A 17,958-nucleotide genomic window follows, 5' to 3' on the forward strand; every position below is an offset into this window, starting at 1 on the left:
ATTTTGTATGGAGCAACTTTATCACCGCCATATTTTGTTATTTTTATTTTAACAAATTAAAACGGTGAAAGAACAAATATTATAAATAATTAAAAAGGCTGTCGAGGGTTTCTCGACAGCCTGAGCTCTTTTTAAGGGCTCTTTCTTTTTTTCTTTTATGATAGAGTGGAGAAAGAATGATTGTTGAAGGAGAGCCTTAAAATGGTTGCTTATATTCTTATGATCTGGGTTGTCATTTTTTATGCAGGAAATATTCTTGTCGGAAAGGCCGTGAATGAAGTACCGCCTTTGACAATGTCATTTTTTCGGCTTGTCATCGCATTTGTTTTACTCCTTCCAATTGGTGTACGGAGTACATGGGAACATCGGAATGTTTTTTTAAAACATAAAAAGCCTCTTATGGTTATGACCTTAACGGGTGTCTGTTTTTTTAATGTATTTCTATATGCTGCGTTAAACTATACAACTGCAACAAAGGTGTCCGTACTGGAAGCATCTATCCCGGCAGCAACAGTATTCCTGAGTGCATTTTTATTAAAGGAGAGGCTCCACAAAATCCAGTGGGCGGGAGTCTTCCTGTCATTGATAGGAGCAGTATGTGTTGTCACTGACGGAAAATGGATTATGCTCTTTAACGGAGGCTGGAATGTGGGTGACACACTCATGATTGGTGCTATTGTGATGTGGGCCGTCTACTCAATATCTGTGAAAAAATACATGCATTTGTTCCCGCAATATGGCGCTGTGATGCTTATGTCGGGTATTTCTGTTGTTGTTTTGTTCCCGGCTGCAGCGTTGGAATGGTATTTTGTAAGTATGCCTGCATGGAATGGCCAACTGATCACCGGTTTATTATATTTGGGGATATTTCCATCTGTCGTTGCTTTGATCTTTTACAATCGGGGGGTAGAATTGCTCGGACCTTCCAAAGCTTCCGTCTTCCTAAACTTCCTGCCTGTTGCCACGATGATAGGCGCCTATCTATGGTTGGGAGAGCCGATTACCTTCATGCAACTGTTTGGTGTTGGAGTTGTCATTTGCGGTGTCATGATGACCGCCCGTTCCTTTGGATCATCTGTATCAGAAAAATCAAAGGAGTCCTTAGGCTGAGAAAGTAAGCACAATTATTAAAAATTTTTAGAATAATCATTGACCTTGAAACTTATTAAATTTATAATAGACAATATATATAACATTTAGACCGAATCATATGGACAGGCCGCTTAAATTCCATTTTATGGTGTTTAAGAAGCCGCAGATTTAAAGGCATGTTTTTTCATGTCTTAAATCTGCGGCTTTTTTAATAGAATAATACGGAGGTGACTTTTCTGTAAATTCAAACATTTTTTAACTGGCAAAGGTAGGGCAACCAAGGTCTAATAAAAAAGCTGGAGGTGTATTTTCTTGAACAAGTCAGCTGTACAATATCCATGGTTCAAACGGGAGGATATGGATGGATTCTTCGCCTTGTTTCAAAACAACCTCGCAGATTTTGTGATCATTGCTGTAAGCATGCTGGGAATGGGTTTTCCAAAAGAAATTGTATTTGGAAAAGTTATTCCGGGGGCTGCTATAGCGGTTTTGGTCGGGAACTTATATTATGCCTATACAGCGAACCGACTGGCAAAAAAAGAAGGGCGGGCGGATGTTACGGCCTTGGCCTATGGAATCAGCACACCTGTCATGTTTGTTTTTCTGTTTGGCGTGCTGCTCCCTGCAAAAACACTGGTTGACGATCCGGATCTTGCTTGGAAGATTGCAGTGGGAGCATGTTTAATTAGTGGACTCATCGAAATTTTAGTCAGTTTTATAGGAAATTGGGTGCATCGTCATATTCCGAGGGCAGCCATGCTTGGGGCATTAGCGGGAATTGCCCTGGCTTTCATTGCCGGTGAAATGTTATTCAAAACGTTTGAAATCCCCATTGTGGGGCTCGTAGTTTTAGCGATCGTCATTGTCGGGATTATCGGAAAGATTGCCATGCCGTTTAATATCCCTGCTTCATTGTTTGCCATCATTATCGGCACCATTCTTGCTTACGCATTAGGGCAGTCCAGTTTTGCACAGGTTTCTGAAGGACTAGGGGATCTGGGATTTTATCCATTTATTCCGACCATAGCAGCTTTTGAAGGAGCTGCCCTGCTGTTTACAACCATGACGGCCGTATTAGCTGTTCTAGTGCCTATTACGATTTATAATGCAGTTGAAACGATGAACAACGTAGAAGCTGTCGGAACATTGGGTGATAAATATGATGTTAGAGAATGTATGGCAGTTGATGGAGTAGGGACTGTCCTCGGCACCTTTTTTGGAGGAGCTTTCCCGACAACTGTTTATATGGCTTCTGTTGGATCGAAATGGATGGGAGCGGGACGCGGCTACAGTATATTAAATGGAATTGTCTATGTGTTTGCCGCCATGTTCGGGCTGATAGCAGCCATTTCAAGCATTATTCCAATTTCTGCAATTGCACCGATACTCGTATTTGTCGGAATATCTATGATTGCCACTGCATTCCAAGCCAATCAGGTTAAGTATTTTATGGCAGTCGCCATCGCGATGCTGCCTTATTTCGCAAATTACATTATGACTCGCTTTAATTCTGATGCAGGAGAAGTGGTCAGCGGTGTTTCGGAAGCAATCGTGCCTTTGGGGCAAGGAGCTATGTTTTCAGGGATTATACTGGGAGCTATTACGGTATATGTGATTGATCATGAATTCAAAAAGGCAGCTGTCTTTTCCATTGTTGGATTCATATTATCCTTCTTTGGCATCATGCACGCTCCTGAAATGTCCATTAATGCGGCGCCGGCTTATGAAATAGGCTACCTTCTTATGGCTGCCTACTTTGCCTATTATGCCTATAAAGGAGTAAGGGTGATGTCCGAGCCGGGCATGGATGAACCAATCGTAGAGGAAAAGAGCGGGTAATGATAGTAACAAATAAGAAACACCTCTTCCGGGGAATAGGCCCGGCAGGAGGTGCTTTTTTAATTATGGGGATAGGAGCAAATGAAAAAGATAGTAAGTTTTATTGTTTTATAGTCTATTCATCTTTAGTACTTCCCAAACGTAAAAAATCTATGTAGGATAGTAGTACAACACCTGATGTAAGGGCTTACCATATATAAAAAATAAAGTACTGAATCGGAAAGAGGGAATATACTTGAAAAAAGTAGCAGATATGATCCGCCAAGAGGCTATATGGGCAGGGTTAAACCGTCCGGGGATAGAAATGGATGAAGCAGATATTGTCGTTTATGGGATTCCCTATGATGGGGGAGTCAGTTTCCGCTCCGGGGCTAAAGACGGCCCGGCGGCCATACGCAATATTACATATACAATTCCGCCAACTACCGAGCGATGGGAGGATTTATCTTCTCTAAAAATATTAGATCTTGGGGATGTAAAAGGTGACAGCCGCGATGAAATGTTTCAGCAAGCAGAAGACATTGCCGCTTCTATTGTAAAATCCGGAAAGCTGTTGACGATGATTGGAGGGGACCATTCCACAACAATCCCTGTATTAAAAGGGATCGATCAAGCGCTGGATCAGCCTTTAGGCATTGTTCATATAGATGCTCACTTTGACTTGTGCCATGAAATGGGAGGCGACTTGCTCTCACATGGCTCTACGCAAAGGAGGGCTTTGGATCTGAAAAATGTTTCCGGTACGGATAGTATTTTTTTTGTCGGGGTCCGTTCGGTTGAATCAGAGGAACTCGAATTTATTAACAATCATGAGATGAATATCATCAAAGCGCTGGAAATACGCAGAGATGGCGTGGAGCAAGCATTGAAGATGATTAAAGAAAAAATGTCAAGGTTTGAAAAAGTTTATATTACAGTGGATATCGATTCTTTGGATCCGGCCTATGCTCCTGGAACCGGAACCCCGCAATTTGGCGGCCTGAACAGCCGTGAGTTGCTTGACCTTTTATATGGTTTGTTTGAACTTCCTGTTATTGGGTTTGATGTCGTGGAGGTATCGCCACAATTGGATGATTCCGCTCTTTCGGTATTTGCAGCAAGAAAAATATTGACAGAATGCTGGGGCCATCATCTTAGAAAAAGGAAACAAATGAGAGGAAGCTATTCTTCTGGATAAAAAAAGAAAATTTTTATTGGGTTAGTTATTATAAGTTTACGAGATACGTCCCTCACCTTGTTGGCAAGATACAGCCCTAGCGATACAATAACATTTGCGGGAACAGTCGGAAATAACCGGCGAGGAGGAACCAAAATGAAGCCAAAAGTGTTTGTTTCCATGCCCATTTCACAGGAAGTAAAGGACTACTTGATGCAGCACTGTGATATTAAAGTGTGGGAGGAACAAGAGCCGATAAAGAGAGATGATTTATTAAGAGAAATTGCTGATGTTGACGGACTGCTGACGTCGGGAAGAAGAATTACAGAGAATTTATTACATCACGCCCCTAAGTTAAAAGTTGTCAGCAATAAGTCAGTTGGCTATAACAATTTTGATCTCGAAGCAATGAAGAAACATAACGTGATTGGAACAAATACTCCAGGAGTTCTGGATGAAACCGTCGCTGACCTGGCTGTTGGTTTAATGTTGGCAGCAGCGAGGAGAATATCGGAGCTAGATCAGTTGGTGAAATCTGGACAATGGACACCACAATCGTGGGACGGACCATTTTTGGGAGTTGACGTACATCGTGCAACACTTGGAGTTATTGGCATGGGTCGAATTGGAGAAGCTGTTGCCAAAAGAGCAAGGCTCGGATTTAATATGGAGGTTTTGTACTGCAATCGAAGGCAAAAGCCAAAGGCTGAAAAGGAGCTTGGAGTAAAGTACGCCGATTTGGACACGCTTTTACAGCAATCAGATTTTGTCATGTTATTAACGCCGCTGACTCCGGAGACAGAAGGAATGATTGGGGAAAGAGAGTTTCAACTGATGAAGGAATCTGCCATTTTTATTAATGTCTCCAGGGGACAGACCGTAGACGAGGATGCGCTGATCAGAGCACTCAAAAACAAAGAAATTTATGCTGCTGCACTGGACGTATTCCAACAGGAACCTGTGACCAAGGATCACCCGCTCCTTCAAATGAAAAATGTAGTAACGACTCCACATATTGGTTCAGCCACCAGAAAAACAACCGAAGCGATGGCAATGAAAGCTGCAGAGAACCTTGTCGCTGCATTAACGGGTAAGGAACCTGAAAACCGGGTCATTTAAGAGCGGGCCTTGTATGTATAAAGCAACGGATCATTTCGTTCTTCCAATCAAACCATTTTACCGCTAATTAAGATTTTGATACGATATTTACAAAATATAAATATATGAATCGACAGCTGCTGCATGAATACTATAGAAAATGAGGGATGCATGTGGATATTGTATATCAGGAGGATATGTCCTTACATGATTTTTTCAAAAAAAATAAAGAAGCATTTGAAGAAAGACTGCTAAAAGAAGCTGTCAATGTACGGGATAAAATAGACGATATACGGGTCATCGGCAATATTAACCTTTTAGAAAATGCCCATAGAACAGTAATGTACGTTATAGAAGACCGTGAAAAAGAACTTGTTGACTTCGCCGTTCAGGAGGGAAAAGCATGGGCAAGCCATTCTTTGACACTGGCTTTTAAATTAGAGTGGGTACAGGCCATCCGCCGTACAATTTGGAAATTTCTGCACCATTTTGACAGCAAAAATCCTGAAAAGGCAAATATTGAACAGTTTTATTCCATGGAAAAATTGATCAACCACAATATAGATCAGTTTTTAAACACATTTTTTCTCAGTTATTCCAAATATAAAGATGAGCTGCTGGAGGTACAAAGAGAGATTGTTGATAACCTATCCGTTCCTATTATTCCTATCAATAAAGATATATGTGTTCTTCCTTTAATAGGAGAAATTGATGAAGCACGAGCTGTAAGAATTGAAGAAAAGGTTTTAATGGAAATTTCTAAGCTTCGCATTCAAGCATTGATGATCGATATGTCCGGAATCGCAAATATGGAACCTGAAATTATTGACCGATTCCTGAAAATTATCGATGGTATTGAATTAATGGGCTGCGAAGCGATCCTCACAGGCCTTCATCCGATCATTGTCAGAAAAATGATTGATCTCGGTATTACTTTTGGAGACAGGGCCATTATGAAAGGGACCCTTCAACAGGCTTTGAAAGATTATTTATCATAGACGGGCATAGTCCCATTTTAACCGGAGTCGCAGGAACTGCGGTTCTTTTTTTTACTTGAAAGCAGCTTTATTTAAAAAACAGTGACGGAGAGGAGTGAGAAACAAGAAAAATTCTTCTATACAGAAAGGATACACAAAAATTGGTTATAAACAAAGGTACGGAAAATAGCGATGCAGAAAGCACAGGGCGCACCGGTCCGCTATCACTATTAAGATAAGCGGCAGGATATGATTCGGGGTTCGGACACAAACTATTCGAGGAAGCTTTTGTTTGATTCTCCACAAAATTGCGATGGTTCATTTATGAGTTGTACTTTATGTTCCGTATAATATGGCTATATTCATTTCGCTATGCCTGTTGTCTTCACTGCTATACAGGGGCATGAGGATTTCCTTATTCATCCGGATATAATAAAGCCAAATTCGAACTATGACGACATTATTGCAGGAACAGTACGACGACTCTGCGGGAGGCATGACCTCGGTGAGACCTCCCAGTGCAACAGCATGAGGGGTCCCACCGGCCGACCGAGGAAAGTGGAAAATATTTGCGGAGCGGGTAAGCTTGAATGATCTTGTTTAAAACCGGTTTGTCCCATCTTCCTCTGAGATTAACTTATCAAAGCGAATCCTCTTATTTAAGTAATAAATAACAGGAGCTCCGGCAATCATGACGGCAAATTCTCCAACGGCTATTGTAAACCATGTAACGAAGAACGGAAAGCCAAGCACTAAATTCAACTCAAATGCAATCAGGAACATCGTGAAAGTGAAAACAAGTGTATTCAAGATCATTCTTGGCCAAATATTTTTTATATATTTAGCGGAAGCAATTGTAATCAAAAGGGCAATAATTGACTGGGCAACTCCAAAAACAAGGTCATATACCCCAAGCGGAGAAAATAAAAGGTTTGTCAAAAATACGCCGATGACAATTCCATAAATATAGTTTTTATTAAAGACTACTAAATGGTTGAAGATTTCCGATATACGAAACTGAATGTTAGTGAAGCCGAATGGCTGTATAAAAAAAGAAACCGCAATATATAATGCCGCCAAAATTCCATTGACCGCAAGTGTTTTGATATTCATTCACAAATTCTCCCCTTACGTTCAAATGCTTACATATTATACCCAAATTCAATGAACAGAGTAAATCAATATCAATTCACAGTTGACAGATGGGATTAATATGTTTTAGAATAAGGTTAAACGGGTTGATCGGATTTATTAATAAAAGGGGAGAGGCTCATGAACAACCAAGTTTCGGAACACAGACGCAAATGGCTGATGGATAAGTTGATGATTATGGGAATGCTGAGCCAAAAAGATGATGAACTGTCACTGAGAGAGCTGGAAAGAAAATACAGAAGAGTTAAATCAAAGAGCCACCCGCATAGCCAAATGGACTCCCTCCACTTTATCACCTTCACCTCATAGTTATATATACATGCAGCAGGTAAACGACTGATTCCCTGCGTCAATCACAATCTGGCAGCAGCCCTTTTCCTTCTCGGGGAAAAGGGCTGTTCATACTTACAACTCATCCAATGCATCTCCGCGCAGAAGCTGTTCAAATTCTTTCATATCTTTATTATTTGTATTAGAAAGTTGAAGAGGATGTTGCTTCTTTTGTTCACGATCCATAAAAACACCTGCTTTTGAACCTTGCGTTGCTGTGGGGTCGTTAATGATGCTTTCATACTTACCATCAGAATGAGGTGTGGTATTTGAATGAATATTATCTGTCTTACGCGGCATTCTTATCATCTCCTTTGTAGTTATCATGGGTGATATGAACAAATTTATGTATGACACCATTACGGAAATTCAAAGATTATGATTCATAGAGCATTCCAATTCTTCCTATGTTACACTATAGGAAAAAAGCAGACCAAAGGAGAATACAATGGTAAAGACGGTATTATTCGATGTGGACGGAGTGTTATTAAGCGAAGAACGCTATTTTGATATGTCCGCACTGACTGTATGGGAAGTTTTATACAGCAGTAAATATATGGGATTGAGGCCTGATAAATTTAAAGCAGATCCTGCAGATGAAGAGATTGAAAAAATCCGAAGGGACGTCTTTGTTGACGACCAAGTTTTGAAGCTGATCAAAGCAGGCGGTGTGAACGCTAACTGGGATATGATTTACCTGACAGCTTCCTATCAGATCTTGTATTTGCTGGAACAAGCAAAAGGTGAGTTAGGCTGCAGTTTGGAGAAATGGTTGAAAAATGAAATTGACCGCTCTGTCTTGATGGAAATAGGAAACACTTTGTCCGGCAAAGATATCTCAATTGATTTTACTGCCTTCCTAGATGATTTTGCAAATGCTGAGCTATCGAAAAAAGGGCTCATGGATCATTTGGACCACCTGGCTAAAGAGAAGCTTGGCATTGAAACTACTATGTTTGGAAAAATGAATGAACTTTGGTATACGTGCGAGCATGCTTCCCAAGAATGGTATGTTGGTGACAAACATATCATCCAATCAACCGGAAAACCATCGGTTCAAACCGGAAAAGCCGGTTTTATGTCGGATGAAAAAGTACTGGCAGACAAAGAATCGGTTGGAGAACTGTTTTACACACTTAGCAAAAGTGGTGTCAGGATTGGAATTGGGACAGGACGTCCTGAATTGGAAACGATCGAACCATTTAGGGCACTGGGCTGGCTTGATTATTTTGATATCAATAATATTGTTACAGCAGATGATGTATTAAGGGCCGAGCGCAGCTTCCCTGAACATGCGCCCCTTTCTAAACCGCATCCTTTTACATATATTAAGGCATTGTCCTGTAAGCAGAAGTCTGACCAGGAATGCCTGAACGAAAAGCTTCCTGTTGAAAATGGGGAGGAAACTCTCATTGTCGGTGATTCCCTGGCAGATTTGATAGCCGCAAAGGAGATGGGCTGCTTGTTTGCAGCTGTTCTTACCGGCTTATCCGGCCAGGAAGCCAGAGCAGAGTTTGAGGAGCACCAGGCGGATTATATTTTGGATGGGGTACTCGGTGTGAAGGAAGTTGTACAGTCTATGACAAAATAATATTGAAATTAAAAAAGATCCTGTCCATTAGTGGCAGGATCTTTTCATTTCATTATTGCATATTATAAGCAGGGAGATGCCCATTAGGGATTTCAAGGAACTGAACAGCTTTCAATCCATCCATTTCCACGAGTTCTTTGGCTACTTCATCATTTACTTTCTTATCAAGCGTAAGCACCATATTGGCATCGCCGCCTGCTTCTGCTCTACCTACCTGCATGGTGCCGATGTTAATGTCATGGTTGCCGAGAATGGAGCCGACACGGCCGATCATGCCAGGAACGTCGTGATGCTCAATATAGAGCAGATAACGTTCTGGGCGGACATCCACCCTGTACTCATTCATTTTCACAATGCGTGCTCCGTACCCGTTCAGGACCGTCGCTCCGATGGTTGAATGGTGATCTCCATGGTGAAGGGTCAATTCCATATAGCTTGCAAACCCTTTGCTTTCCGGATTTTTCATTACGTTGAAAGAAACTCCCTGATCATTCAAAAGGTGAAGGGCGTTTACCATATTGACAGAATCACTCAAATGGTAAGATAAAATACCTTTGATCATCGTTCGTGTCAGAAGATTGTTATCTTCTTTTGCAAGATTTCCATAGTAATGGATATCAATTTTATCAGGAGCATTTTTCAGCAGTTGGATAGCAAGTATGCCAATTTGCTCTCCCAAATCAATAAAAGGCTGAAGTTTCTTTTGAGTTTCACCGGAAACCTGCGGCATGTTGATCGCATGATGGATTGAGTCGGTTTCAAAAATATCAATGATTTCTTCACTGACTTCCTGCGCCACTTTTTCCTGAGCCTCAACAGTGGATGCACCCAAGTGTGGAGTGACAATCGCATGTGGATGGCTGAGCAGCTCTTGGTTGGATGCTGGTTCCGTTTCAAAAACATCGATGGCAGCCCCCGCCACTTGTCCGGAATTTAATCCGCGTACTAAAGCATCCTCATCGATGATCCCGCCGCGTGCACAGTTAATGATCCGTACGCCTTTTTTCGTTTTGGCGAGATAATCATCGTTGATTAATCCTTTCGTATCTTTGGTCAGCGGTGTATGAACGGTGATAAAGTCTGCTTCCCGAGCAATATCATACAAAGTCGCTTTTGTGATGTTCATCTGATTTGCACGTTCTTCTGTCAAATAAGGATCATAACCGAGAATTTTCATTCCAAATCTTTGAGCTCTTTTCGCTACTTCAGCACCGATTTTACCCATTCCGATGACACCGAGGGTTTTCTCGTACAGTTCAACCCCTTTAAAAGCGTTCCGGTCCCAATTCCCTGCAGAAGTGGACATGTGTGCATGGGGGATTCTGCGAGCCAGGGAAAGCATCATCGCCATGGTGTGCTCAGCTGCAGAAATGGTGTTGGCTCCGGGAGCGTTGATCACGAGAATCCCTTTTCTTGTCGCAGCGTTAATATCGATATTATCTACACCAACACCTGCACGGGCGACGACCCGCAGCTTTTCGGCTGCATTGAGGAGATCTTCTGTTACCTGTGTTTGGCTTCGGACGATTAACGCATCATAGTCCTTGATGATTTCTTTTAACTCTTCCGGAGACAAGCCAGATTTTTTATCTACAGTAAAATTGGGATGATCATATAGTGCTTTTAATCCACTGTCGCTAATTGAATCTGTTACGATAACCTTATACATGTTCAGACCAAACCTCCTGTGCTCTCTTAGTGGCCGCGCCCAGTACATCTTTGCCATCTATTGCTTTTACAGTCATTTCAACAGCTGTTAACACAGTTAATACATCATACGGTGTGCAATATCCCATATGGCCGATCCGGAAAATTTCGCCTGACAGTTTTTGCTGGCCTCCTGCCAAAGAAATATTAAATTTGTCTTTGATCATTTTTTTCATCTCATTTGCTTTTCCATTTTCTGGCTTTACTGCTGTGACCGTCGGAGATGCTATCTCATCTGAAGTGAGAAGTGGAATATCCAGTGCTTTGATACCTTCACGTGTCATTGTTTTTAATAGATCATGACGTTTAATGACGTTATCCAGTCCTTCCTCTTCGATCATTTGGCATACCTCCTGGGCACCATAGATTAAAGAAACGGCAGGAGTAAATGGTGTGGACTTCTTTTGCTCATAAGCATCAAAATACCGGTTCAAGTCAAAGTAGAAGCGGGCAGCCTTGTTGTTTTTCATCACTTCTTTTGCATGGTCACTGACAGCTACAAATGCTAATCCAGGGGGCAGCATTAAGGCTTTTTGTGATCCGGAAACTAAAATATCAATGTTCCAACCCGCCATATCTGCCGGTACGCCTCCAATGCAGCTTACACCATCAACAATGAATAGAGCATCAGATACACGCTTTGTCACTTCACCAAGTTCATTGATCGGATGAATGACGCTTGTAGAGGTTTCACAGTATGTAGCGAAAACAGCCTTAACCTGGTAATTGGCTGATGTAATAAAATCTTCCAGCTGTTCAGGCTGACAAACTGTTCCCCATTCCACTTCAAGCCGATGGACATTGGCACCGTGGGCTTCAAGGATTTTCGCAAAACGGTCTCCAAAAGCTCCTCCCACAATAACAACCACGTGGTCTCCAGGCTCGATCGTATTGACAGCAGCTGCTTCCAAAGCGCCTGTTCCACTTGCTGATAAGATACAAACCGGGTTGTCTGATCCGAATACCGGTTGTAACCTTGTTGCTACATCCTCAAGTAAAACAGGAAATTCTGCGCTGCGGTGTCCAATCATAGGCTTGCTCATCGCAACATTTACCCGGTTGGGTATGGGAGTCGGTCCTGGTGTAAACAAATACTCTTTGTCTAAAAACACTGATTGTTCATCCTTTCAAATGTAAAGTAAATGAAAAACCCCCCATAACAGACAGGGATGTGTCTTGTTATGAGGGACGATTATCCGTGGTGCCACCCTCGTTCACTGTTCTAAGTCATGCGTAAAGGTGCCCGTTGCCGTCCATTCCACGACGCATACTTGTAACAGTCTCGAGAAGATAACGGCATAAGCCGGGCCATGGGCCTGTTCCGGAGTGCTGGGCTGCTTGAAGTTAAAACGCCGGTTTTCACCCGCCACCGACTCTCTTAAGTTTTAACTTCATAGCCGTCTCCGTCATTACATTGTGCACTGATTCATTTATAGAAAACATTTTAGCACATTGTTTCAGTAATAAAAAGGGATAAAATATAGAAAAATGCCTGCAAAGAGATGTATCCGTTTACATATATTGTAATCAATGAAAAGTGATTCATACAAGATTCTCTCATAAAAATATAGTAATATGAAGAAAACGATATCTACAGACAGGCGGGTGAAGGAATTGAAAATAGAAGACAGTTTAGTTACCAAGACTTATTATGAAAGAAAGTTCTTGCAAGGGGACTTGGAAGATCATCCCATTCGCCAGCTGGGAGAGCTGTATGTAAAAGAGCAAAAAAAAGAAATGTCAGACCTTTCCTATATCCGATTTGCCCAAGGGGAGGTTTATTTTCATAACAGTGATTTTGAAGCGGCTATTTTCAAATGGGAAAATATACATAATGAGCTGGAGCCGTGGGCAAAGAAAAATATGGCTGATGCATATTTTGAGTTGGAACTGTTAGACACAGCCGAAGATATTTACAAATCCATCACAACAGATTCTCTCGTATTAAATACTGAGATTGCTTTACAGTTGTTCACTTTATACTTGGAACAAAACAAGTATGAAGAGGCGGATCAGATGATTAAAAATGCAGTAGCCATTCATCCGGACTACCAGAATGTAACAGAATTGGCATGCGCATTTTTTGAAGAACGTAAAGACTGGAACAGTGCTGTTGAACTTGCCGTCAAAGAGGCAGCTCGGACGAAGGCTCCGGAGTGGTTCAAAAAGCTGCACACCTTTATTGAAGATGGACAAACCGTTTCGTTTGGTCCCTCGCACTTTGTACCCATTCTTTATTTGGCACAAAAAGTAGATGTATCTATTTTTGAGCAGTTGATGGAAGCCCTTTGGGAAAAACATAGAGAAAAAGAGGAAGATTTTCTTTTATGGATCACTGAAGCAACAATTATACTGCTGGATCCGGATATACCATCAAATCATCATTGGAAATCACTGCCGCTCCTTATGGAGGATTCATTTAGACAACTCCTGTCGGGACGATATTATTTGTCGGAGCTTACGGACATTATGCCGAACTTGCTTCGCGCATGGATGAAACTGGGAAATAGAGCTGAGGGAACATTCGCAGCAACAGCTGTATTGGCCTGGAATGATGTATTTGCCGGACACATGGACGAAAAGACGGTTCAGGCTGCACAGGGATCTTTATCTCAAACAGCAGGCGTTGAACCATTGATAAAAGATAGTTCGGCATTGGCCAAATCCATTCAGGGCTGGGCCGGCAGCCGAAACCTCAACCTTCATCCAAGGTTTGAGTGGAGTCTCAATAAGCTGACGGATCTACAGTCACGCCGCATCATCGTAGCAGGAAAGTCAGCAAGTGAAAAAACTTCATTTATTCACTTAATGCTGAATCAAGGGAACGGTGATTTTATGGGCAGCCCGATTCCCGTCATGTACCAGGACGGTGAAAAAACGCAGTTGCAGCTTATTTCAAATGAAGGGATAACCACCGTTACCAATAGCAGCGAATGGATGGAATTTGAGCATAGACGTGATGCCCTTATGAAATATACAGCACGGTACCCATTTTTACATGATCATCATACGGCAGTCATTGAATATCCTGACAAGGACATCTTTAGCAATAGTGAACACTTCCATGACTATGTAAGAATGAGTGACGCCCTGTTATTTGTTCTGAACTCGGCAGAACCATTTTCCGCTGAAGAATGTGAATTCCTGTTAAAAGTAAAAGAAAAGATTCCATTGTGCCCTATCCACTTTGTGTTAAAGAAAGATAATCTATTGTCCACCGAAAAAATGGAAGAATTAAGTAAGAGGATTCATCAATACTTCCCAGAGTCAGGATTGATCACTTATTCACCGGATGGAAACGATGTACAGCAGCAGCAGGGGCTTGCCCGGTTTATGGAGGATCATTTCTCCGGGAACCCTAATGTCCGGCTGCGGACCGGGAACATGCTGTTTTTTATAAGGGGAATCATTAAGCACTTGTTGGAACAGCAGGCCAAGATAGAAGATGATCTTCATCAATCCATACAGCATGATGAAGATTTACTGGCAAGGCTTAAGGGAGCGGTCAACCAGCTGTATGATATAGAAGAAGAAAAGACGAAAACCATTCAAAATGCGTATAAATCGTTAAAAGACGAACTGCGGAAAGACCTGCTCCAGACCATTCCGAAGTTAATTAAAGAGTCTGCTGATATTCTTCGGGAAGACAGTGATTTTGGCAGCATTCATTTAAAATTAAATGAAGAAATGAATAAAAGGATTGATGAGTATGTACAATATACAGTCCATCCAACATATATCAGTTCTTTGCAGGATTGGATCAGTTTTTCCGAGAAAGAGCTGAACCGGGCACAGGAACTTTTAATTGAATGGAGTGACAGTTTAAATGATTTAATGGGCCAGGATCGGCTCCGGCTGGAATGTGATTTTCAGATTTTAGCGGACTGGCAAAGAGATGCCGACCGGATGACAGGAATTATTCAAATCGATAAGGAAAATATTTTATTAAAAAGAACTCCGGCGCAAGTATTGCTGAAAAGTGCAGGGAAAATATTTGGGGTGATCCCTGCCAATCAGACGATTATGTATAATCGTTATAAAAGCTTTATAGAAAATGAAGATTTTACGGAGACAGCTGAATCGATCGCTGATAAATTTTTCCGCCAATTTGAGCTCCTGGAAAAAGCAATACCTAGGGACATCTCGCTGTTCTTCAGGGAACCCTTTGCAGTTTTGAAGAAATCAGCGGAGTTTTATCAGGAACAGGCCGATCATAACACGGCGATGTTGGATGAGATGAAATCACATCCTGAGATGTTTCGGGATCCGGTTAAATTGTTTGAGGTCCGTCTTCGCCAAATGGAATGGCTCCAATTTCAGGCAAAAGATGAAAAGTATGTTCATTAATTCTATATCCCCTGTACAACATGGCCCAATAATGGGTACTGCTGCAAGATGATCCGGAACTTATAGGGAAAGAGGGAAAACAGTGAACATCGCATTGATTGCACACGACAAGAAAAAAGATGATATGGTTCAATTTTCAACGGCATACCGACATATTTTAGAACAGCACAAATTGTATGCAACAGGAACAACAGGAATGAGAATTCAGGAAATCACCGGCCTGGACATAGAGCGTTTTGAATCCGGGCCCCTTGGCGGGGACCAGCAAATCGGCGCACTCGTGGCCCAAAAACAAATTGACTTGATTATATTCCTTCGTGATCCTCTAACCGCGCAGCCACATGAACCGGATGTTTCCGCGCTCATGAGACTGAGTGATGTATACGGGGTACCGCTGGCGACCAACATGGGAACCGCCGAATTACTGATCCGTGGCCTGGAGCGTGGAGATCTGGATTGGAGATCAGTTGTACACAAAGAGTAACATGAATGACCAAACAGCATCCTGAAGGAGTGCTGTTTTTTTTTATGAAGTGCTGGCATTGGGGGAGTGCATCCCGTAGGAGAATCTATATTGAAAACATATGTTTCCGAAGCAACGGCTCAAATTAAGACACGGTAGGGTTTCGGTAAGAAATGCTCCCGAAGGATTAACTCATCCCAAACCACGGTAGGGTTTCTTCGGTGAGAAAACCTACTGGACAGGGGGTGAAGCGACCAACCCGCATACAGTTTGGTGGGCGTCCGTTATTTCATATCAGCAAAATCTTAATCTCTCTCATGTCACACAGCTGCCATAATATGACTTATAGCCTATTTATCTATCAGATGTTATACTACAATATAGACTCATATTTTTTAAGGGAGCTGGAAGAGTGAAATCGAATTCCACATTCACAAAGAAGATTGTTCCTCTAGCCATCGGTGTTATTGTCATCGTCGCAGCGTGCATCGTTTGGGCGATCCAAACAATGGATAAGGGAACCGTGATTCCATTCAAAGAAATGGAAGCCACGATTCAAGCTCAAAATGGTGAATTGGTTTCACTTAAGGAAACGTCCGACGGGACACTGTATCTTAAAACTCCGGACGGTGAATACATCTCCCATGTAAGGCCGAACAGCCAGACAGTGGAAGATCTTGTCCAAACTTACCATATTAGCTACCAATATTCGGACGGCAGCCATGCGGGAAATTGGGTCGTTGGAGGCCTGATTGTCCTCATGCTTGGAACAGCGTTCGTTTTGCATAAAAAAGGAAAAATAGGCGTCACTGCGATGAAAAACAGCACATCCAAAGAAACGCCGCTTCCTTCTATCACGCTCAGTGATGTTGGGGGCTTGCCTGAAGAAATGAAGGAAGAGATACTCCAGACACTGGAAATTATTAAAGAACCGGACAGATCTGCGAGAATCGGTATTGAAGCACCAAAAGGCATTTTGCTTTATGGACCTCCGGGTACTGGAAAAACATTGCTGGCGCAGGCCATTGCCCGTGAAATTGGTGCGTCCTTTTTCTCTTCGTCGGGTTCTGCCTTTACTGAGCTGTTTGTAGGGGTAGGTGCTTCGCGTGTTCGCTCCTTGTTTGAAAATGCCAGAAAGCAGAAACCGGCTGTCATTTTTATAGATGAAGTAGATGCACTTGCCGGGAAACGGAAAACGCACGGGGGAGAAGAGACCGAAAAAACATTAACGGAGCTGCTTGTCCAGCTGGACGGCGGCCACGATAACGAAGGAATTCTTTTCATTGCAGCCACAAACAGAAAAGATATGCTGGATGATGCTTTTTTGCGACCAGGAAGAATAGACTTTACTTTCCATGTACCTTTGCCAGATACAAAAGGACGTAAGGAAATTATTGACATTCATACAAGGGGAAGGAATTTAGCCCGGGATGTTGCAGCCTCCTTGGGAACACTTGCTGAAAGTACATCAGGCTTTTCGGGTGCACAAATCAGCTCGCTGTTTGACTCTGCCAGCAGAAAGGCTGTCCGGGAAGGAAGAGAACAAATTAATAAGGACGATCTGGACTATGCGATCGACCGTACCATTCTGGGGAGCACCTCACGTGCTTTGAATGATCCTGATACAAAGAGACGTGTTGCGATTCATGAAGCAGGACATGCTCTTGTTCAAGCGGTCACGAAGCCGGGGACCGTCAGAAAAGCTACCATTATTCCACGGGGCCAAGCTCTTGGCTATGTGGCACCCATCCAAAAAGAAATGCAGCTTACCACAGCAAGCGAACTGCTTGACCAAGTCAGCATGATTTTAGCAGGCGGGGTAGCTGAACGTCTATACCTTGGCGAACACAGTATTGGTGTCGGTGGCGACGTACAGCAAGCCAAGCGCCTGCTTGAACAAATGGTAGATACAGGTATGCTGCAGGATAGTTTTACTTTAACTTTCCAAGAACAGGAAAAAGAAAAGAGAATGCAAGAGCTTTTTCAAGAAGCATTAGAAAAAACAGAGCTGATCATTGATGCGCACAAAGAAGAATATGAACATCTTGTGGAAGCGTTGATGGTCAAAGAAACTTTGGATGGCTCCGAGGTACAGGCAATCGTAGATGGCGAAGCTTTTGATGTGAAAAAGGAAGAATTCCTAATCAATTCATAATGAATGGATCCTCTTATCTCATTTAGATAAGGGGATTTTTTGTTTATCTGA

General features: G+C 42.3%; 14 protein-coding genes. 10 read left to right on the plus strand and 4 right to left on the minus strand.

What is annotated here, in order from left to right; all coding sequences use genetic code 11:
* Positions 1-201 precede the first annotated feature (201 nt).
* From ACFSCZ_RS13505 to ACFSCZ_RS13525, 5 genes are all read left to right on the plus strand, one after another.
* Positions 202-1,110, plus strand: coding sequence for a DMT family transporter (locus ACFSCZ_RS13505; protein ID WP_380774535.1), 909 nt, complete (start codon positions 202-204; stop codon positions 1,108-1,110).
* Between the two features lie 294 nt (positions 1,111-1,404).
* On the plus strand, positions 1,405-2,931 hold the full coding sequence (locus tag ACFSCZ_RS13510; protein ID WP_380774536.1) for an NCS2 family permease: 1,527 nt from the start codon (positions 1,405-1,407) through the stop codon (positions 2,929-2,931).
* Between the two features lie 235 nt (positions 2,932-3,166).
* Complete coding sequence (gene speB / locus ACFSCZ_RS13515; RefSeq protein WP_380774537.1) at positions 3,167-4,108, plus strand: agmatinase; 942 nt, start codon at positions 3,167-3,169, stop codon at positions 4,106-4,108.
* Positions 4,109-4,243: 135 nt separating this feature from the next.
* On the plus strand, positions 4,244-5,206 hold the full coding sequence (locus tag ACFSCZ_RS13520; protein WP_380774538.1) for a 2-hydroxyacid dehydrogenase: 963 nt from the start codon (positions 4,244-4,246) through the stop codon (positions 5,204-5,206).
* 152 nt (positions 5,207-5,358) lie between these two features.
* Entirely contained in the window at positions 5,359-6,183 is an 825-nt protein-coding gene (locus ACFSCZ_RS13525; protein ID WP_380774539.1) for an STAS domain-containing protein, read from the plus strand.
* Between the two features lie 579 nt (positions 6,184-6,762).
* On the opposite strand, the gene ACFSCZ_RS13530 is transcribed toward ACFSCZ_RS13525, so the two are convergent.
* A complete protein-coding gene (locus ACFSCZ_RS13530) occupies positions 6,763-7,275 on the minus strand; it encodes a QueT transporter family protein (RefSeq protein ID WP_380774541.1) in 513 nt (170 codons plus the stop codon).
* A gap of 159 nt (positions 7,276-7,434) precedes the next feature.
* Between ACFSCZ_RS13530 and ACFSCZ_RS13535 the strand changes: the two genes are divergently transcribed.
* Positions 7,435-7,623, plus strand: a complete 189-nt coding sequence (locus tag ACFSCZ_RS13535) for a Fur-regulated basic protein FbpA (protein WP_380774542.1) — start codon at positions 7,435-7,437, stop codon at positions 7,621-7,623.
* Between the two features lie 96 nt (positions 7,624-7,719).
* Here ACFSCZ_RS13535 and ACFSCZ_RS13540 read toward each other — a convergent pair whose 3' ends face one another.
* Positions 7,720-7,944, minus strand: coding sequence for a hypothetical protein (locus tag ACFSCZ_RS13540; protein WP_380774543.1), 225 nt, complete (start codon positions 7,942-7,944; stop codon positions 7,720-7,722).
* 148 nt (positions 7,945-8,092) lie between these two features.
* Between ACFSCZ_RS13540 and ACFSCZ_RS13545 the strand changes: the two genes are divergently transcribed.
* Complete coding sequence (locus ACFSCZ_RS13545) at positions 8,093-9,235, plus strand: HAD family hydrolase (RefSeq protein WP_380774544.1); 1,143 nt, start codon at positions 8,093-8,095, stop codon at positions 9,233-9,235.
* A 52-nt stretch (positions 9,236-9,287) separates the two neighbouring features.
* On the opposite strand, the gene serA is transcribed toward ACFSCZ_RS13545, so the two are convergent.
* Both serA and ACFSCZ_RS13555 read right to left on the minus strand, forming a co-directional pair.
* Positions 9,288-10,904: a phosphoglycerate dehydrogenase gene (gene serA / locus ACFSCZ_RS13550; RefSeq protein ID WP_380774545.1), complete on the minus strand. Its 1,617-nt coding sequence runs from the start codon at positions 10,902-10,904 to the stop codon at positions 9,288-9,290.
* Positions 10,897-12,054, minus strand: a complete 1,158-nt coding sequence (locus tag ACFSCZ_RS13555; protein ID WP_380774546.1) for a pyridoxal-phosphate-dependent aminotransferase family protein — start codon at positions 12,052-12,054, stop codon at positions 10,897-10,899. The genes serA and ACFSCZ_RS13555 overlap by 8 nt, the downstream gene beginning before the upstream one ends.
* A 502-nt stretch (positions 12,055-12,556) precedes the next feature.
* On the opposite strand from ACFSCZ_RS13555, the gene ACFSCZ_RS13560 reads away from it, so the two are divergent.
* The 3 genes from ACFSCZ_RS13560 to ACFSCZ_RS13570 all read left to right on the plus strand — a co-directional run bounded on the left by ACFSCZ_RS13560 (position 12,557) and on the right by ACFSCZ_RS13570 (position 17,907).
* Positions 12,557-15,289, plus strand: a complete 2,733-nt coding sequence (locus ACFSCZ_RS13560; protein WP_380774548.1) for a GTP-binding protein — start codon at positions 12,557-12,559, stop codon at positions 15,287-15,289.
* A gap of 82 nt (positions 15,290-15,371) precedes the next feature.
* A complete protein-coding gene (mgsA, locus tag ACFSCZ_RS13565; RefSeq protein WP_380774549.1) occupies positions 15,372-15,773 on the plus strand; it encodes a methylglyoxal synthase in 402 nt (133 codons plus the stop codon).
* A 391-nt stretch (positions 15,774-16,164) separates the two neighbouring features.
* Positions 16,165-17,907, plus strand: a complete 1,743-nt coding sequence (locus ACFSCZ_RS13570; RefSeq protein WP_380774550.1) for an AAA family ATPase — start codon at positions 16,165-16,167, stop codon at positions 17,905-17,907.
* Positions 17,908-17,958: the final 51 nt, after the last annotated feature.

Origin of the sequence: Siminovitchia sediminis, assembly GCF_042680885.1 — a bacterium.
In the GTDB taxonomy this organism is placed as follows: Bacteria; Bacillota; Bacilli; order Bacillales; family Bacillaceae_C; genus Siminovitchia; species Siminovitchia sediminis.